Source organism: Leifsonia sp. PARNA 1/14 (assembly GCF_055720965.1).
Genome location: NZ_JBVQSP010000005.1, coordinates 126,520 through 143,529 on the forward strand (window position 1 = coordinate 126,520; position 17,010 = coordinate 143,529).

Below are 17,010 nucleotides of genomic sequence, written 5' to 3' on the forward strand. Positions count from 1 at the left end.
TGACGCCCTCCCGTTCGTGTAGACGGTGAGAGGAAGGAATCCCACCATGTCCCAGTACCTGCTCAGCGTCTACCAGCCCGACGGGCCCATCCCGGAGCCGGAAGCCCTCGCCGCGATCGGCGAAGACCTCGACCGGCTCAACGACGAGATGCGCGCCGCCGGTGCCTGGGTGTTCTCGAACGGCCTGCTGCCGCCCGCGTCGGCGACCGTGCTGCGGCCGGACGGCGACGAGGTACTCGTCACCGACGGCCCGTTCGCCGAAGGCAAGGAGCACCTCGGCGGCTTCACCATCGTCGACGTACCGGATCTGGACGCCGCCCTCGCGTGGGGCAGGCGCCTGGCCGTCGCGACGACGCTGCCGATCGAGGTGCGCCCGTTCGCATGACCCGGCCCACCGATGGTGCCGAGGGGGTGGCGGCCGTGTTCCGTTCGGAGTTCGGCCGCGCCGTCTCGGTGCTCTACCGGTATCTCGGCGACCTGGACCGTGCAGAGGATGCGGTGCAGGACGCGTTCACGGTCGCCGTGACGCGCTGGCCGGTCGACGGGGTGCCCGCGGCGCCCGCGGGCTGGATCATCACGACCGCCCGCCGGCGCGCGATCGACCGGCTGCGGCGGGAGGCCGTCGGGCGTTCGAAGGAGGCGGAGGCGACCGAATTGCTGGCCTTGGCGGCCTCCCTGGAGTCCGCCGAACCCGGACCCGTCGCGGATGAGCGCTTGCGGCTCATCTTCACCTGCTGCCACCCGGCCCTCGGCCCGGAAGCGCGTGTCGCCCTGACGCTCCGGCTGCTCGGCGGTCTGAGCACGGCGGAGATCGCCCGGGCTTTTCTGGTGCCCGAGCCGACGCTGGCCCAGCGCATTTCGCGCGCCAAGGCGAAGATCCGGCAGGCGCGCATCCCGTACCGGGTGCCGTCCTCCGAGGATCTCCCAGGGAGGCTGGCCTCCGTACTCGCGGTGATCTATCTGATCTTCAACGAGGGCTACACGGCGAGCGCCGGCGAGCGGCTGGTGCGGGAGGAGCTGTGCGCGGAGGCGATCCGGCTCGCGCGGCTCGTGGTCGGACTGCTGCCGGACGAGCCGGAAGCGGCGGGACTGCTCGCGCTCCTGCTTCTGATCGACGCGCGCCGCCCAGCACGGCTGGACGCGTCGGGCGCGATGATCGCGCTCCCCGACCAGGACCGGTCGGCGTGGGACGCCGCGCTCATCTCCGAGGGGCACGCCATTGTCCGCGGCTGCCTCCTGCTCGGGCGGCCGGGGCCGTACCAGTTGCAGGCGGCGATCCAGGCCGTGCACGACGACGCTGCACTGGCCGTGGGCACCGACTGGCGACAGATCGTGACGCTCTACGACCAACTCCTGCGGGTGCAGCCGTCACCCGTTGTCGCGCTGAACCGGGCGGTCGCGGTGGCGGAGGCCTCGGGCGCGTCCGCGGGGCTGAGCGCGCTCGAACCGTTGCGTGAGCCGCTCGCAGAGTTCTACCTGCTGCACGGGGTCCGGGCCGGGCTGCTCGTGCGAGCGGGGCGCGACGTGGAGGCTGCCGAGGAGTACGACGCGGCGCTGCGACTGTGCCGCAATGAGAGCGAACGGGAGTTCCTGGCGCGGCGGCGGGGGTTGCTGCCGGAGGGGTGAGAGCCCTCCCCTCGCGTGTGCCCTTCCGCTGACCTCCTCACCGGTGGAGAGTGGGGCCCATGGACATCGCATTCCTCGGGCTCGGCCGCATGGGCCGCGAGCTCGTTCCGCACCTGATCGACGCCGGTCACCGGGTGACCGTGTGGAACCGGTCGCCTGAGGCCGCCGAGACGATCGGGAGGCGCGGCGCCAAGGTCGCCGGGTCGGCGGCCGAGGCGGTCGCCGAGGTCGACGTCGTCGTGAGCGTGCTGTTCGGGCCGGAGGCCGTGCGCGAGACGATCACCGAGGCCGGGCTCCAGTGGCGGCCGGGCACGCTGTGGATCGACGTCACTACCGTCTCACCGGCCGACGCGACCGAGTTCGCCGAAGCCGCCGCCGACGCCGGCATCCGCTACGTGGCCTCCCCGGTCGTCGGATCGCTCGCTCCCGCCCGCGCCGGTGCACTCGCCGTCCTGGTCGGCGGCGAGCACGACGCGGCGCGCGACGCGAAACGCATCGTGACGCTGTGGGCCGACCAGGAGAAGCTGCGCACCTTCGACTCGCCCGCCGCTGCCACCGCGGCGAAGCTCGTCGCGAATCTCGCGCTCGCGGTGTCGATGGAGACGTTCTCGGAGGCGCTGCGGCTCGGCCGCGCCGCGGGGCTCAGCGACGACGATGTGCTCTCCACGCTGTCGCTGACCGCCATCGCGCCCCTGGCAGCGCAGAAGGGAGCGCTCGTCACGGCCGGCGACTACGACGACGCCCAGTTCACGGCCGACGCGCTCGCCAAAGACACGCGGCTGATGCTCGCGACCGCCGACGTCCCCCTCCCGGCCGTCGCGCTGGTCGCTGCCGAGCTGCAGCGCGCCATCGACGCCGGCCACGGCGACAAGGACTTCTCGGTCATCGCCCGCGACCGCTGAGTTGCGTCCAGATTTGCCGCAAATGAGCTCGCTGAGCGCCTCTAACGCACCATTTGCCGCAAATCCCGGCTCAGCCCGGCGCCACCACCTCGCCGGTCGCGGCCGAGCGACGCGCGGCGTCGACGACGCGCAGCGTGCGGAGGCCGACCTGCCCGTCCGGCGTCGCCGGGCGACCACCGCGTACCGCGTCGACGAACTCGTCGAGCATCGCGCCGTCCAGATCGGCGCCGAGCGGCACCCACACCGGTCCGTCCGCCGTCTGGCCGCCGAGGTGCGGCGCGAACGGCGCGATCGTCACCGAACCGCGCGTTCCGGTCACCTGTAGGGTCAGACCGCCCCAGGTGGGCGCGCTCTGCGGCACGCTCCACGAGCAGTCGATCGTCGCGACCACGCCGCTCGGATATACGGCCGTCACGAGGCCGCCGGTCTCCACCGCGGACTCCGGATACAGAATCCGGTTCGCGACCGCGTGCACGGAGTCGGGCTGCTCGCCGAGGAGCTCGTCGAGCAGGTCGGCGCAGTGCACGACGTGGTCGACCAGAGCACCGCCTCCCGAGAGGGCGGGGTCGGTGAACCAGGCGCGCTCGGCGGGCAGCTTGCCGTTGTTGGTCCCCTTGACCGCCAGCAGCGTGCCGAGCTGGCCGGCGCGCACGCGGTGCAGGAGGTCGGCGAACGCCGGGGCGAACCGCACCGGGTACGCGGTCATCAGGGTGACGCCTGCGCGCTCGACGGCGGCGAGCATCGCCTCGGCGTCCTCGACCGTCGTCGCGAGCGGCTTCTCGCACAGGATGTGCGCACCGGCGGCGGCCGCGGCCTCCACCAGCCCGCGATGCCGCGCGTTCTCGGCCGTGACGATCACGGCGTCCGGACCCCACGCGAGCGCCTCCTCGTACGTCTCGAGGTACCGCACGCCGAGCGACTCGGCGAGGGCGGCGCCGCGCGGCGCGTCATCAGGAGCGGAAGCGCCCTCCGGGTCGGCGACCACGAGGTCGATGTCGGCGCGGCCGGCGAGCGCGCGGCAGTAGCCGATCGCGTGTGTGTGGGCGAAGGACAGCACGGCCACCTTGAGGGGCCGGGCGACGGACGTGTTCAACGACGACTCCTCGGAAGTGATGCCGGTCATGCGCCGACCCCGGCCGGAACGGCGGCGGACGCCAGGTCGGAGACCGACGACAGATCGACAGCTACGGGGTTGCCGGTGCGCAGCGACTCCATCGCGGCCTCGGCGACGACGACGGCGCGGAGGCCGTCTTCGGGCGTCACGCGCGCCGCCCGTTCTTCGGCGATCGCGGCGACGTAGTCGCGCAGCTGCGCGGTGTACGGGCTCTCGGTCAGCGTCTGCGGCGGCAGGTAACCGTCGCCGGCGCGGGCCGAAGGGATGTCGACCCGGCTCGCGGTCGGCGCCGAGTCGAGGGCGAGGGTGCCCGCGGATCCTGCGATGTCCGCAGACGTGCGGAACGGCAGCCCGCGCGCACCCCAGGTGCCCTGCGCATGGCTCAGCGCACCGTTCGCGTGCGTGAGCACGACGTGCGCGGTCACGACGTCCGGAGCGTCGGCGTCGCCGGCAGGGGCGCTCTGCGTCGCATACACGCGGACGACGTCGCCCGCCATCCAGAGCGCCTGATCGAGGTCGTGGATCATCTGGTCGCGCACGATCCCGCCGCCGCTGTTCACATCGTGGAACCAGGTCCCGGTGCGGGGAGCCTCTCCCCCGCGCACGAAGCGCAGCACGGCGGGCTCGCCGATCCGGCCGGCCTGCACCTGGCCGCGCAACGCGGCGTAGTCGGGAAAGTACCGCACGACGTGCGCGGGGAACAGCCGGACACCCGCCTCGCGGGCTGCGTCGATGACCTCCCGCGTCTCGTCGACTGTGCCCGCGAGCGGCTTCTCGCAGACCACGTGCTTGCCCGCGCGGATCGCCGTCAGCGCGAGCGGAGCATGGCTCGTGGTCGGGGTGACGATGTCGACGATGTCCGCGGCGGCGAGCAACGCGTCCAGGGACGAAGCGACGGCGAAGCCGTACTCGGCCGCGAGCACGTCGGCGCCCTCGTGCGAGTACACCGTGACCGCCGCACCGAGGGTGCGCCAGCCGTCCGCGTGGACGCGGGAGATTCCGCCGGCCCCGATCAGGCCGACTCGAAGGGAGGTCACGGGGAGTGCCTTTCTGAGGTCGTGTACGGCCCGGTCACTTGAGACCGGAGAACGCGATGCCGTCGATGACGCGCCGCTGCATGAGGAGGAACAGGATGAGCACCGGCGCCATGGCGAGCAGGCTCGCAGCGAGCAGCAACGGGAAGTCCGGGATGGACCGCTGACTCGTGAGCGTGGCGATACCCGGCGCAAGTGGCATCTGGGTGGAGTCGGTGGCGACGATGAGCGGCCAGAGCAGGTCGTTCCAGGAGGCCAGGACCGTGATAATCGCGAGCGCCGAGAGACCGGGCTTGGCGAGCGGGAGCATGACCTTCCAGAACACCTGCAAGTGGTTCGCCCCGTCGAGGCGGGCAGCCTCTGCCAGCTCGTCCGGCAGCCCCAGGAAGAACTGCCGCATCATGAACGTGCCGAAGGCGCTGAAGATGCCGGGCGCGGCGATGCCTGCGATGGTGTTCAGCCAGCCGAGCCCCTGCACGATCTGGTACTGCGGCAGCAGGTACACCTGAGGCGGCACCATCAGGATGGCGAGCACCAGCGAGAAGATCGTCCGCCGGAAGGGGAATTCCATCCGCGCGAAGGCGTAGCCGGCCATCGAGCACAGCAGCAGCTGCCCGACCGTGCGGATCACCGTCACGGCCACCGACACCCAGAGCTGGTTGAGGAAGGGCAGCTGGTCGAAGACGTGCGCGAAGTTCTCGAAGTGGAGGGTGCCGGGCCAGACCGTCGGAGGCACCGACGTCACCTGCGCGTTCGTCGCCAGCGACATCAGGATCTGCCAGACGAACGGGAAGATCATCAGGAGCGAGGCGACGATCAGCACGACGTGAGTCAGACCGTTGCGGCTGCGTGCACGGCCTGCGACCGCGCGAGAGCCGGTCGGGCTCGGGGCGACCGGCCGGGAGGCGACCGAGCTAGACATAGTTGACCCACCTCTTCTGCATGCGGAACTGGAGCATCGTGAACGCGCCGACCAGGATCAGGATGGCGACGCCGACGGCCGCGGCGTAGCCGTTGTCACCGGTCTGCTGGTGCGCGAAGAACAAATACACCAGCGACTGCGTCTGGTTGATCGCGGGGTTCTGCGTGCCCATCAGCGCGTAGAGCAGGTCGAACAGCTGGAACCCGGTGATCACGGTGATCACCGAGACGAAGAAGATCGACGGGCTGAGCAGCGGCACGGTGATCGAGAAGAACTGCCTGGTGCGCGACGCGCCGTCGATCGACGACGCCTCGTACATCTCCGGCGGGATGCTGCGCATGCCTGCCGAGAGCACGATGAGGTTGAAGCCGAGCGAGATCCACACGCCGACGACTCCGACCGCGAAGAGTGCGAACCACTCGGTGCTCAGCCAGTTCGGGCCCTTGATCCCGACGAGGGACAGCGTGTAGTTGATCACGCCGAAGTCGCCGTTGAAGATGATCCGCCAGACCATCGAGATCGCGGCGGGCATCGCGACGTACGGCAGGAAGAACGCGGTGCGGTACGCGGCGGCGAATTTGAGCCCCGGCCGGTTGATCAGCGCGGCGAACAGCACCGCGATCGGGATGCCGAGCAGCAGGATCCCGACGTAGATCAGCGTGTTGAGGATCGACCTCCAGAAGTCGGGGTCGGCCAGCATCTGCTGATAGTTCGAGATCCCCGACCAGGTGGCGCCGCCGAAGGCGCCCCAGGTGGTGAAGCTGAAGTAGGCGTTGCGGAAGATCGGCCAGATGTAGAACACCAGCACGCCGAACAGCAGCGGGCCGACGAACAGCAGCGCCCACCAGCCGTCTTTGCGGAGTCGCCCGTTCTTGCGGGGCTGCGGAGCGCGCTCGCCCCGGGAGGCGGGCGCCGTCTGCGCGGCGCCCGCTCCCTTCGTGATCGTCTGAGTGGACATGGTCACTCTTTGGCGAGGTCGGCGTTCATCTGCTTCGCGAGCTCCTTGGCGACCTCCTCGACCGGCTTCTTGCCGCTGAAGGCGTCGGGCAGGAGGTCGTTCTCGGCCTTGTTCCACGCCGCCGTGTTCTTGGAGATCGGATACGGGAACGCGTAGTCGGACGCGGCCTTCTCGAAGATGTTCAGATCCCACGGCGCGGTGTCGACGAACGCCTGCTGCGTGCCGTTGAAGGCCGGGTTGGCCGCACCCATCTTGGCCTGCGTCTCGGCGGCCTCCTTGCCGCCCAGGTAGTTCTGGAAGGCGACGGCGGCCGACTTGTTCTTGGAGTCTTTGGCGACCACGTTGGCGAGACCGTGGATGACGGTCGCCTGGCGCTCACCCTTGGGCAGCGGAGCCAAGGCGATCGTGCTCTTGATCGGCGAGGCCAGCAGCTCGGAGTTGAGCCAGGTGCCCGACCAGATCATGGCCGACTTGGAGTTGATGAACCACTGGTCCTGCGGGGTGTCCGACAGCTGCGACAGCGTCGGCGACGAGCCGTCGGCGACTAGATCGCGCACGAACTGGAGGCCCTTGATCGACGCGGGGTCGTCGTAACCCGACTTCTTGCCGTCGCTCGAGATGATCGAGCCTCCGGCCTGCAGGATCGTGTTGTAGTACATCTCCTGGCCGCCCGACAGGCCGCTGGCGACGCCGTAGACGCCCTCGCCCTTCAGCTTGTCCGAGATCTCCTTGGCCTTCTGGTGGAACTCGTCCCACGTCCAGTCCGCGGTCGGATAGGCGACGCCGGCCTTGTCGAAGATCGCCTTGTTGTAGAAGACGCCGATCGTGTCGAAGTCCTTGGGCACGCCGTACTGCTTGCCGTCCCAGCTGTAGAGGTCGTCCAGCGCCTTGGGGTAGTTCGCCGCCTTGACTCCGGATCCGATCGGCTCGAGCAGCCCGTTGGACGCGTAGAGCTGGAAGTTCGGCCCGTTCATCCAGAAGACGTCGGGCAGCGTCTTGGACGATCCCTGGGTCTGCAGCTTGGTGAAGTAGTTCGCGTACGGGGTGATCTGCGTCGTCACCTTGATGTTCGGATACTCCTTGTTGAAGTCCTTGATCAGAGCGTCCATCGCCGGCTTCTGGTTCACGTCCCAGAACGCGTAGGAGATGCTGGCGGACAGATTATGATCGGCAGGGGCATCGGAACCGCTGCCAGTGCTGGACGAGCAGCCGGCGAGTACGACCGCGGAGGCGACTGCGGCCGCGGCCGCGAGCAGGGCTTTTCGCATTGGTTCTCCTTCGATGGGGTGTGTGTCGGTGCCTTACCGGGTCGGCGACTCCACTCGCCGGCCCGGATCTTCGTTTTCGTGCGTCGCCGCTACAAGCGCGCGGCGACCTCCGCGTCCACGGCGGGCACGGCGCGGGGCCGCGATCCGTCGCGGAGCGATTCGGTGGCCGCTACTGCGGTGGCCACCGCGTTGCGGGCGGCGACTGCGGACGTCGTCGTCGCAGAGCCTTCCCGCACGAAGCGCACGAACTCGGCCACGGTGAGCCGATCCGCGTCTCCGTGCCCGCCCTCGTCGCCGAGCACGGTGTACTCGGCGTCTCCTGCGGGGTCGTACGTGGTCCGGCGGTTCCAGACGCGCACGATCGCGCCGTCGGAGTCGCCGAAGTTCTCCAAGCGCCCCTCCGTGCCGATCACGGTGTAGTTGCGCCAGTAGTCCGGGGTGTAGTGGCACTGCTGGTACGACGCGAAGACACCGTTGTCGAGGCGCATGGTCACCATCGAGATGTCCTCGACGTCGATCACGGGGTTCAGCTCGCGCTGGCTGAGCGGAGGCCACGCGTCGAGCGAGAACCAGTCGGGCATCGAGCGGTCGGAATTGTCCCTCCGGTCCTCGATCGCGCCGTACAGCGAGAGGCCGCCCATGCCGGTGACGAGCTCCGAGTAGCCTCCGGCGAGCCAGTGGATGATGTCGATGTCATGGGCGCCCTTCTGCAGGAGCAGCCCGTTCGACTTGGCGCGCTCGGCGTGCCAGTCCTTGAAGTAGTAGTCGCCGCCGTTTCCGACGAAGTGCCGGCACCAGATCGCCTTGACCTCGCCGATCTCGCCGCGCTGGATGATGTCGCGCATGGTCTGCACGACGCCCATATGACGCATGTTGTGGCCGACGTACAGCGGTGTGCCCGACTCGGCCGCCGCGGCGAGGATGGCGTCGGCGTCCGCGACCTCGATGGCGAGCGGCTTCTCGAGGTAGACCGCGATGCCCGCGTGCAGGAGGTCGATCGCGACCTCCGCGTGGGTGTGGTCGGGCGAGGTGACGAAGGCGGCGTCGATGTCGGCGGCGCGCTCGATGAGCTCCCGGTGGCCGCGGAACAGCTGCGTCGTACCGAACTCCGCTGCGGCGCGCTCGCGAGCGGAGGCGCTCGGGTCGGCGACCGCGACGATCACGCCGTCGCCCGTCTCCACGGCGTGGGAGGCGATCTCCGAGCGCGCACCTGCGCCGATCACGGCGAGTCGCAACAGCCTGCGCGCAGGCTCTGCGGCCTCCGTGGCCTGGTCTGACGCCTGCTGCACTGTCGGTTCGCTCATCCGGTCACTTCCTCCACGATCTCCTGTGCCGCCCGGGCGCGCGCCCCGGCGACGTCGATGTCGGGCTCCGGGAGGTCCGAAGCCCGGTACAGCCGCTCCATCGCCTGTCCGGAGGCCAGCGCGAGCGCACCGAGCACGACGGACTCGGCCCCGAGCTCCGACTGGATGATCGACGGCCGCACGGGCACTCCGATCTCGGCCATGACCGCCGTGCGGAGCGGCCGAAGCAGCTCCTCGCCGGCGCGGGACAGACCACCGCCGACCACGACCACGTCCGGATCGACGGCCATGGTCACCGTCGCGATTCCCGTGGCCACGCCACCCACGAACTCCTCGATCTCGGCGCGGGCGGCCGCGTCTCCGGAAGCTGCGGCGCGGAACACGTCCTCCGCCGTCTCACCGGTCTCCCAGCGCAGCTGACCGGCGTCGTCGACGTGCATGGAGAAGACGCTGCCGCCGATCTCGCCGGCCGCGCCGTGGCGTCCGCGCCGCAGCTTGCCTCCGATGATGAGACCCATCGAGATGCGGTGACCGGCGAAGAAGTAGGCGACGTCGTCGACGAGCCGGGCGGCGCCCATGCGGTGCTCGGCCAGTGCGGCCAGGCGCATGTCGTTCTCGATGGACACCGGGCACCCGAACTCCTCCTGCAGTCGGCCCGCGATGTCCACGCCCTCCCAGTCGGGGAAGTTGTGCGACACGGTCAGCCGGCCGTCGCGACCGACCATGCCCGACACGGCGACCGCCATGCCGGAGAGTGCGCCGAGGCGTCCGATGTCGATGCCGGCCCGCGCGAAGCAGGTGTTCACGGCGTCTTTGACGTTCTCGAGCCGGTCGGCGCCGACGAAGCGCCGGTCGAGGTCGCGCTGGTACCACGCCACGATGCGCCCGGTCAGGTCGGCGACGACGACGCGCATCCGGTGGATACCGACGTCCACGCCCACCAGGAGGCCGGCGTCGGCGACGAACTCGAAGATCCGGGCGGGACGTCCGGCTCCGCGTCCGCCCGCCGTGTGCTCCTCGATCATGTCGACCAGGCCGCGCTCGCGCAGCGACGGGAGGGCAGCCTCCACCGTCGGGCGCGAGAGGCCGGTGCGCTCGGCGAGCTGGGCGATGGTCGCGCGGCCGCCGTCGCGGAGGGCGACCGCGACGCGGGCGCCGCTCAGGTTCGCCTGGCGCGCATCGTGCGCGCCGTTCTCCACCGGAAGCATCGCAGGACCTCTCCGTCCGTTTACAAAGAAAACAGCTTTTGTAATTGCTCCGGCTAGTAGAGCACGGCGCGGGATACCAGGTCAAGAAGATCTTTGTTACAAACAAATCAATTTGCGTATTCCCGCATCCCTGCGATCGGTCGAGCGGTGCGCGCGCGTCGCTCTTGTCGGTCGCGCGCGCGGCCCAATACGCTCGCCCTGACGCTCGACGAGCGGGCAGGAGGCCTCCATGCGTTTCATCCAGTCGCCGGAGCGTCGCGCAGCCACCCGGCCGGCGGAGGCCTCCAGCGCCCCGCCGCTGCTCAAACGGAGCCCCTTGCTGTTCGGTTTCGTGGTCACGCTCGGCGCGCTGGGCGCGATCGCCACCGGTTACATGCTGTACGGGCTCCGGTCGATCATCTTCTCGGTCTTCCTCGCCGCGTTCGCGACCGTCGGCCTCGACCCGCTGATCCGCTGGTTCCAGCGGCACGGGATGAAGCGGGCCTGGGCCATCGTCACCGTGATCCTGCTTATCGTCGGCGTCCTCGTCGCGATCGTCTGGGTGGTCGTTCCGCTCATCGTCACGCAGATCTCCAACATCGCGACGGCCATCCCGGCGGAGGTCGAGAAGCTGCGGGACGAAGGCTGGTTCGACTCCACGAACGACGCCAGCAACGGCGTGCTCGGCCAGGCCCTCACCTGGATCTCCGATCAGGTCAAGAACCCGCAGACGTGGGCCAATGTCGGCAACGGCCTGCTCGGCTTCGGGCTCTCGGTGCTGAACGCCTTCACCACCGGGTTCTTCATCGCCATCCTGACGATCTACTTCATCGCCTCCTACGACTCCACCAAGCAGTCGCTGTACCACCTGGTGCGCCGCTCGCACCGCGACCGCTTCGAGGGCTACTCCGAGCGCATCCTCCAGAACTTCGGCAAGTACCTCAGCGGCATGGTGATCCTCGCGTTCTTCAACGCGACCTACAGCCTCATCCTCCTGATCGTCACCGGGGTGCCCGGCGCATTCCTGATCGCGCTCGCGGCTTTCTTCATCACGCTCATCCCGCTGATCGGCACGGTGCTGACGACCGCCGTGATGACGGTGCTCGCGCTGATCCACTCCCCCGTCAGCGGAGTCGTCGTGCTGGTGTTCATGCTGATCTACATGCAGGTGGAGGCTTACATCCTCACGCCGAAGGTGATGGGCAAGGCGGTCCAGGTTCCCGGCTCGGTCGTGCTCATCTCGGCGCTCGCCGGTTCGACCCTGTTCGGCCTCCCCGGCGCCCTGGTCGCCATCCCGATCTCCGCCGGCATCATCCTCATCATCAAGGAGGTCGTGATGCCGCGGAAGGATCGGTCGTAGGAGCAGCTCCTCACTGGATGAGGTACTGCATCACCTGCCAGCCCGAGCCGATCACGGTCAGCTGCCCGCTCCCCAACGGATCCTTGTCGTAGATGAGCTTGCCCGTGCCCCAGGTGTCGGAGTACACCACTCCGACCGATCCTCGCCCTTCGTAGTCGCCGATGGACCAGTCCAGCCGGTACCCGGTCGTGGCGACATCGCCGCTCTTCGGGAGGCTGACCGATTTGACGAACGGGGTCGTCGCGCCCGCGGGGAGCCGGTTGGCATTGACCGACATCCCCTCCGTGGTCAGGTCGGCATAGCCGTCGCCTGTGAAGTCGCCCGCGGCGACAGCACCCCAGTTCGGGAAGTCCTCTCCGGTGAGCCGCGCTCCCGAGCTGAACGGCCGGTGCAGCGGGTCCGTGGCGAAGTGGTTGAGGTACAGGTAGTTCGCGCCGTCCTGGGTTCCCGCGACGATGTCTGCGTAGCCGTCGCCGTTGACATCGCCGACTGCGAGCCGGAGGTACGGCAGCCAGCCGCTGCCGATGACGGTCGGGGAGGTGAACGGCATCTTGCCGGGGTTGCTGCCGATGTTGTTGTAATACGCCCAGAGCGCGCCGGTCGAGGTCACCGCCACGACATCGGCGTAGCCATCGCCGGTCAGGTCGCCTTCGGAAGTCCACTGGATGGGCCCGTTGTTCAGCCATCCCGTTCCGATGACGCGGCCCGTGCTGAACGGCACGTGACCGGGGTTGGTCTTCACACCGTTGGTGTACATCACGAGCTGTCCGGTGGCGTCGACGGCCAGGAGATCGGCGTATCCGTCACCGGTGAGGTCTCCGTCGTGCGTCAGAGCGGGTCGCTTGCCCGCCTTCGGCATAGCGGGGCAGTCGTCCACGAAGGCGACCTGGCCGCTGCCGATCTCGATCCCCTGGCTCGTGGTGCGGATCGAATATGCGGAGGATGTCAGCGGCTCGAGAGAGCTCTTGTCCACGGTCGTGTCGACGGTGAGAGCTCCATTCGCATCCGCTGTCCCGTCGGTGTACGCGCCGGCGCCCGGCATCGACACGAAGTACTGCTCGCCCGGGATGAACCCCGTCAGCAGGCCCGTCACGCGCACGGATGTCGCGCTCACCCCGCCGGGGACGAGGTACCTCGTCGCGCACACGTACCTCGAGGTCGGCGTCCCCACCGCATTCACTCCGCTCGCGCACGCGTTGGATGTGAAAGCGCGTGAGCCGTAGGGCGAGGTGCCCTGCATCAGTGTGGCGGTGTACGAGGCGGACGCGATGAATCTGTCGGTCAGGGTCTGATCGACAGAGGATGCGCCCTGGTCGTCGGCGACGAAGGGGACGTCGTCGAGGATTTCGGCGTTCCGGGAGACCGTACGGAATCGAAGGTCGTACGCGGCCCCGGGCGTGAGGTTGATGAGCTGCGCGCTCACGTGCATCGTCGTGTAGTACCCCTGGTGGAGCGAGGAGCAGTCCACCACGGGTGCGAAGGAAGTGAGTGCCGGATGGGTGACCGCGGACGCGGGCCCTGCTCCCAGCACTGTCATCACAGCTACGGCCGCCGTCGTGACTGCCACGATCAACCCTCGCAAGCGCGTGCGCACGGCATCCCCCTCGTCGACCGGACGTCTGGTATGCCGGCGCGAGATTCAGAGTAGGGCACGTGCGTTCGTCGATCCACGCGCATCTCACACCGGAGGACGCCCCCTTTCGGGTGGTGCCGACGCTGCTCAGCGCACGACCGACGGCGACCACGCGTGCCGCAGGAACACCGACTCCGGTGCGGACCCGTCGGCCGGCGCCGAGTAGATGTCCGCGTCGTCCGCCTTGCCCGCGGCCGGTCGGCCGAAGAGGAGGGTGGCGTCGTCCAACCACTCGGCCTGGTCGTCCACGACGCCGGCCAGCGGGAGGATCCGTTCGGTCTGGGCCGGCAGGTCGAACACCGCGAGCGTCCAGCGCGGGTCGTCGACCGTCCCGAGGTTCTTCTTGTACGCGACCCGTGTGCCGTCCGGTGAGAGCGACGGGCACTCTGCGCCTTCGTGGAGGGCCACCAGCGTGCGTCCGCGGAGGTTGCCTCGCACCAGCCAGGTGCGCCCGGCGGACGCGGCGGTCGCGTAGAAGCGGTTGTCGTCTGCGGCGAACGTCACGCCCCAGAAGTTGAGGTCGGTCGCCGAATAGGGGGCTCCGTCGAGGAGGAACGTGAACGTTGCAAGCGCGCCGTAGTCGACGCCGTGCACGTCCGAGATGTCGGTGACCGTCGAGAACTTCACGCCCGCGTACGACTCGCCGTCGACGAACGCGGTCCACGCGGCGAGCGTCGAGTCGGGCGAGAGCCGCGTGCGACTGGGAGGCCCGGGCAGCGGCCAATACCGGATCTGCTGCCCCGCCGAGTCGTACAGGGTCTCCCGATAGCCCACGGGTGCGAGGCCGGTCCGACTCATGCACGACAGCGTCGTGCGCGTGGCATAGACGCGGTTGCACGCGAAGCCCGTCATCGCACGGGCGTCGCCCGGGGCGGCGAGTGCCACCGAGGCGACTTCTCCGAAGGTCGGTCCCGGCCGAGTATCGCGGAATACCAGCCGCGCGCCGGCCGGAAGCGCCCACGCACGGGCGTCAGCCGTCGACGCCGAGGTCGGGTGCAGATCTTCGAGCGGCCGGTCCGCCGCGCATCCACTCGCCGCCAGCACCGTGCCGGCGAGGATCATCGCGACGAGAGCGCGCCCGGCAACAGACATCCTCAGCTCACCAGATGGTGCCGGCGCCGATGAAGATCGAGAAGAACGCGAGGCCGCCGAGTACCAGCCCGACGATCGCCAGCGGGAGACCCTGCCCTCCGCGCGCTCCGGAGCGGGCGATCCCGGCGATGCCGAACGCGACGGCCAGCACGGCTGGGACGCCTCCCAGGATCAGACCGATGAAGAGCGGGATCCAGGTGACGCAGAACGCCCAGATCCCCAGCACGAGCGCAGCTACGGCCATGCCGTTGCCCTGCGGCACGGCGGTCACGGCGACGTAGCTCGGGGCCACGTAGCCGACAGGCGTGCCGAACGTCACGGGCGCGACCGGCGGAACCGGAGGCGGAACCTCGCGGTAGTCGCCCCAGGCGAGACCGTCCCACCACCGCAGCCGACCTGTCCCCGGCTCGGGATACCACCCCGGCGCCGCACCGCCGGACGAACTGCCTGACATGGACGACCCCGACTCCCGCTGCGCACGCCCGTCGCAACCTTGAACGAAGTATGCCCGGTCCGGGAGGCGCTGGCCAGCGGGCCGGGACGCCGACGACGGCGACACGCATCAGTGTCGGCGGTCCGACAACCGCAATGCTCTGCAATGATCGTCCCTGACATGGTGACGATCGAGCCTGACCGCGCGGCAAAGCCGGACCTACCGGACCCCGCACGTGAACGCCCGGCTCTCTCGGATCTGTTCCACCTCGGGCTGTGGGGTGCTCGCGGGCTGATCCTCCTGACTGCCGTGGTCGTCGTCCTCAGCATCCTGTGTCGCCCGACCTGGCAGCTGCAGGGTTTCGACGCGAACGGCTTTCCGAAGAACCCGGTGCCGAACATTGCGGTCGTCCTCGTGCTCCTCTGCGGCATCTGCGGCCCGTGGTTGTGCGGACTCGCCGCTTCGCCGACGGGTGCGTGGCGCGACGGCGACGCACTGCTCGCCATCACCGTGCTCGGACCTCGCAGAGTTCTCGCGGCGGGTGCTCTCGTCGTTCCGCTCCGACTCTTCGGGCGCGGTGGCACCACCTGTGGAGCCTTCGTCGTCGACCGACGCCTCCGGCCGCTCGTGCTCCTCGAGCCTTTCAGCGACAGCGGCCCCGGACGTGTCGATCATCTTGTGGGGCGGAGGGCGACGAGAAGTGCCCTCCGGATCGCGTTGGAGTACTTCTACGGATTCGTGTTCCTGTGCACGGTGTGCGCCATCGCTTTCGTGATGGCTGGCCTGGCCGCGTGGTGGATCGGCGTAATTTCCTAGCGGCGGGAGAGACCCCACGGCGACCCGACACCACGCGTACAGTCGGAGCCGTGACGCAGAAGATCGCCCTGATCACCGGGGCCAACAAGGGAATCGGCTACGAGACCGCCCGCCGCCTCGCCGACCTCGGCATGACCGTGCTCATCGGTGCGAGGGACGAGCAACGCGGTCGGGAGGCCGCGGCCGCCCTGCGCGACGGCGGCGCGGACGCGCGCTTCCTCCCGCTCGACGTGACCGACGCGGCGTCGATCTCCCGCGCCGCCGACGCGATCGACCGGGAGTTCGGCCGGTTGGACGTTCTCGTCAACAACGCCGGCACCGCATCGGTCTCCCGCCGCCGGGCCACCGCCAGCGAGACCTCCCTCGACGACATGCGCGCGGTGTACGAGACGAACGTGTTCGGCCTGGTGGCCGTCACCAACGCGATGCTGCCGCTGCTGCGCCGGGCGGAGGCTGCACGGATCGTGAACGTCTCGAGCGAAGTCGGGTCGATCGGCTCGCAGACCGACCCGGCGAGCCCGCTCTTCGCGATGCCCGCCTCCGCGCAGTACCCGTCGTCGAAATCGGCGGTGAACATGCTCACCGCGATGTACGCCAAAGAGCTGAGGGACACCGCTATCAAGGTGAACGCCGCGAATCCCGGCTTCACCGACACCGACTTCAACGACCACCGCGGCATCCGCTCGGTCGAGGAGGGCGCCGAACCGAGCGTCTACCTCGCGACCCTGCCGGCCGACGGCCCCTCCGGTGTGCTTTGGGGGCACCTGTGGCGGTCCGACCGGGAGGGCGGCTACGGCGTGCTGCCCTGGTAGGGCGAGCTCAGCTCCCCGAGCGCTGGAGCGCCGGCGAACCACGGAGGCCTAAGGCCGTTCACCTGTGCGGTGCCTCCGCACGCTAGTGTCACGTCGTGGAATCCTCGCCCGAGCCCGTCCGCTCGCCGTGGCGGCGGGCGAAGCCGTTCGCGGTCGCTCTCTCGATCGCCGTCGGTTTCGCCGCCGTTCTCGCCCTGGCGTACGTCCTGCTGAACCCGGCCGCGCCGTCTCCCCGAGGCCGCGTGCCCGACGCGACCGCGCCGATGTCGACCGTCGCCGATGCCTACCTCACGGCCGCGAAGCAGGAGGACTGCGGGATGACCCGGGTGCTCACGACCTCCCACACCACGGCCTGGTGCGATGATCCGCACCTGACCTCCTACCGGCTCGTCGCCCGCACCGGCGATGATGGCGAGTGCATGGCGTACGAGATCACGACGACGGCAAGCAGCGACGGCTCGATGGACGCGGGAAGCAGAGGGTGGTCGTTCTGCTTCGTGCAGACGAAGGCCGGCTGGCGTCTCTGGGATCAGGGTCAGGGCTGAGAAC

At 69.4% G+C, this 17,010-nt stretch carries 17 protein-coding genes; 7 read left to right on the forward strand and 10 right to left on the reverse strand.

What is annotated here, in order from left to right; genetic code table 11:
• Positions 1 to 46: 46 nt before the first annotated feature.
• From AC0HS0_RS14260 to AC0HS0_RS14270, 3 genes are read left to right on the forward strand one after another with little or no spacing between them, the layout of a single operon-like run.
• On the forward strand, positions 47 to 385 hold the full coding sequence (locus tag AC0HS0_RS14260) for a YciI family protein (RefSeq protein ID WP_472964706.1): 339 nt from the start codon (positions 47 to 49) through the stop codon (positions 383 to 385).
• Positions 382 to 1,626, forward strand: a complete 1,245-nt coding sequence (locus tag AC0HS0_RS14265; protein ID WP_472964707.1) for an RNA polymerase sigma factor — start codon at positions 382 to 384, stop codon at positions 1,624 to 1,626. Before AC0HS0_RS14260 ends, AC0HS0_RS14265 begins: the two co-directional genes overlap by 4 nt.
• A 59-nt stretch (positions 1,627 to 1,685) precedes the next feature.
• Positions 1,686 to 2,528 (forward strand): NAD(P)-dependent oxidoreductase, encoded by an 843-nt coding sequence (locus tag AC0HS0_RS14270; protein WP_472964708.1) that lies wholly within the window; start codon positions 1,686 to 1,688, stop codon positions 2,526 to 2,528.
• A gap of 70 nt (positions 2,529 to 2,598) precedes the next feature.
• Here the strand turns inward: AC0HS0_RS14270 and AC0HS0_RS14275 are convergent, their stop codons facing one another.
• The 7 genes from AC0HS0_RS14275 to AC0HS0_RS14305 form a co-directional block, all read right to left on the reverse strand.
• Positions 2,599 to 3,651 (reverse strand): Gfo/Idh/MocA family protein, encoded by a 1,053-nt coding sequence (locus tag AC0HS0_RS14275; protein ID WP_472964709.1) that lies wholly within the window; start codon positions 3,649 to 3,651, stop codon positions 2,599 to 2,601.
• Positions 3,648 to 4,679 carry a Gfo/Idh/MocA family protein gene (locus AC0HS0_RS14280; RefSeq protein ID WP_472964710.1) on the reverse strand — a complete coding sequence of 344 codons (1,032 nt, stop codon included), beginning with the start codon at positions 4,677 to 4,679 and terminating at the stop codon, positions 3,648 to 3,650. The genes AC0HS0_RS14275 and AC0HS0_RS14280 overlap by 4 nt, the downstream gene beginning before the upstream one ends.
• A gap of 34 nt (positions 4,680 to 4,713) precedes the next feature.
• Positions 4,714 to 5,598 (reverse strand): carbohydrate ABC transporter permease, encoded by an 885-nt coding sequence (locus tag AC0HS0_RS14285; RefSeq protein ID WP_472964711.1) that lies wholly within the window; start codon positions 5,596 to 5,598, stop codon positions 4,714 to 4,716.
• Positions 5,591 to 6,556 (reverse strand): carbohydrate ABC transporter permease, encoded by a 966-nt coding sequence (locus AC0HS0_RS14290; protein ID WP_472964712.1) that lies wholly within the window; start codon positions 6,554 to 6,556, stop codon positions 5,591 to 5,593. The genes AC0HS0_RS14285 and AC0HS0_RS14290 overlap by 8 nt, the downstream gene beginning before the upstream one ends.
• A gap of 2 nt (positions 6,557 to 6,558) precedes the next feature.
• Positions 6,559 to 7,824, reverse strand: a complete 1,266-nt coding sequence (locus tag AC0HS0_RS14295) for an ABC transporter substrate-binding protein (protein WP_472964713.1) — start codon at positions 7,822 to 7,824, stop codon at positions 6,559 to 6,561.
• 89 nt (positions 7,825 to 7,913) lie between these two features.
• Complete coding sequence (locus AC0HS0_RS14300; protein ID WP_472964714.1) at positions 7,914 to 9,128, reverse strand: Gfo/Idh/MocA family protein; 1,215 nt, start codon at positions 9,126 to 9,128, stop codon at positions 7,914 to 7,916.
• Entirely contained in the window at positions 9,125 to 10,336 is a 1,212-nt protein-coding gene (locus AC0HS0_RS14305; protein ID WP_472964715.1) for an ROK family transcriptional regulator, read from the reverse strand. The genes AC0HS0_RS14300 and AC0HS0_RS14305 overlap by 4 nt, the downstream gene beginning before the upstream one ends.
• A 229-nt stretch (positions 10,337 to 10,565) precedes the next feature.
• Between AC0HS0_RS14305 and AC0HS0_RS14310 the strand changes: the two genes are divergently transcribed.
• Positions 10,566 to 11,675, forward strand: a complete 1,110-nt coding sequence (locus AC0HS0_RS14310) for an AI-2E family transporter (RefSeq protein WP_472964716.1) — start codon at positions 10,566 to 10,568, stop codon at positions 11,673 to 11,675.
• Positions 11,676 to 11,685: 10 nt separating this feature from the next.
• On the opposite strand, the gene AC0HS0_RS14315 is transcribed toward AC0HS0_RS14310, so the two are convergent.
• The 3 genes from AC0HS0_RS14315 to AC0HS0_RS14325 all read right to left on the reverse strand — a co-directional run bounded on the left by AC0HS0_RS14315 (position 11,686) and on the right by AC0HS0_RS14325 (position 14,854).
• Entirely contained in the window at positions 11,686 to 13,242 is a 1,557-nt protein-coding gene (locus tag AC0HS0_RS14315; protein WP_472964717.1) for an FG-GAP repeat domain-containing protein, read from the reverse strand.
• Between the two features lie 153 nt (positions 13,243 to 13,395).
• On the reverse strand, positions 13,396 to 14,400 hold the full coding sequence (locus AC0HS0_RS14320; RefSeq protein WP_472964718.1) for a TolB-like translocation protein: 1,005 nt from the start codon (positions 14,398 to 14,400) through the stop codon (positions 13,396 to 13,398).
• A gap of 7 nt (positions 14,401 to 14,407) precedes the next feature.
• Positions 14,408 to 14,854 (reverse strand): DUF2510 domain-containing protein, encoded by a 447-nt coding sequence (locus AC0HS0_RS14325; RefSeq protein WP_472964719.1) that lies wholly within the window; start codon positions 14,852 to 14,854, stop codon positions 14,408 to 14,410.
• 144 nt (positions 14,855 to 14,998) lie between these two features.
• Between AC0HS0_RS14325 and AC0HS0_RS14330 the strand changes: the two genes are divergently transcribed.
• From AC0HS0_RS14330 to AC0HS0_RS14340, 3 genes are all read left to right on the forward strand, one after another.
• Positions 14,999 to 15,649, forward strand: a complete 651-nt coding sequence (locus tag AC0HS0_RS14330) for a hypothetical protein (RefSeq protein ID WP_472964720.1) — start codon at positions 14,999 to 15,001, stop codon at positions 15,647 to 15,649.
• A 50-nt stretch (positions 15,650 to 15,699) separates the two neighbouring features.
• Complete coding sequence (locus AC0HS0_RS14335) at positions 15,700 to 16,461, forward strand: SDR family oxidoreductase (protein WP_472964721.1); 762 nt, start codon at positions 15,700 to 15,702, stop codon at positions 16,459 to 16,461.
• 95 nt (positions 16,462 to 16,556) lie between these two features.
• Complete coding sequence (locus tag AC0HS0_RS14340) at positions 16,557 to 17,006, forward strand: hypothetical protein (RefSeq protein WP_472964722.1); 450 nt, start codon at positions 16,557 to 16,559, stop codon at positions 17,004 to 17,006.
• Positions 17,007 to 17,010 lie beyond the last annotated feature (4 nt).

Coding starts and splice junctions, on each gene's coding strand:
- AC0HS0_RS14310 (WP_472964716.1), top strand. CDS start 10,566: ATGCGTTTCATCCAGTCGCCGGAGCGTCGCGCAGCCACCCGGCCGGCG.
- AC0HS0_RS14325 (WP_472964719.1), bottom strand. CDS start 14,854: ATGTCAGGCAGTTCGTCCGGCGGTGCGGCGCCGGGGTGGTATCCCGAG.
- AC0HS0_RS14290 (WP_472964712.1), bottom strand. CDS start 6,556: ATGTCCACTCAGACGATCACGAAGGGAGCGGGCGCCGCGCAGACGGCG.
- AC0HS0_RS14270 (WP_472964708.1), top strand. CDS start 1,686: ATGGACATCGCATTCCTCGGGCTCGGCCGCATGGGCCGCGAGCTCGTT.
- AC0HS0_RS14320 (WP_472964718.1), bottom strand. CDS start 14,400: ATGTCTGTTGCCGGGCGCGCTCTCGTCGCGATGATCCTCGCCGGCACG.
- AC0HS0_RS14275 (WP_472964709.1), bottom strand. CDS start 3,651: ATGACCGGCATCACTTCCGAGGAGTCGTCGTTGAACACGTCCGTCGCC.
- AC0HS0_RS14265 (WP_472964707.1), top strand. CDS start 382: ATGACCCGGCCCACCGATGGTGCCGAGGGGGTGGCGGCCGTGTTCCGT.
- AC0HS0_RS14285 (WP_472964711.1), bottom strand. CDS start 5,598: ATGTCTAGCTCGGTCGCCTCCCGGCCGGTCGCCCCGAGCCCGACCGGC.
- AC0HS0_RS14305 (WP_472964715.1), bottom strand. CDS start 10,336: ATGCTTCCGGTGGAGAACGGCGCGCACGATGCGCGCCAGGCGAACCTG.
- AC0HS0_RS14300 (WP_472964714.1), bottom strand. CDS start 9,128: ATGAGCGAACCGACAGTGCAGCAGGCGTCAGACCAGGCCACGGAGGCC.
- AC0HS0_RS14330 (WP_472964720.1), top strand. CDS start 14,999: ATGATCGTCCCTGACATGGTGACGATCGAGCCTGACCGCGCGGCAAAG.
- AC0HS0_RS14260 (WP_472964706.1), top strand. CDS start 47: ATGTCCCAGTACCTGCTCAGCGTCTACCAGCCCGACGGGCCCATCCCG.
- AC0HS0_RS14295 (WP_472964713.1), bottom strand. CDS start 7,824: ATGCGAAAAGCCCTGCTCGCGGCCGCGGCCGCAGTCGCCTCCGCGGTC.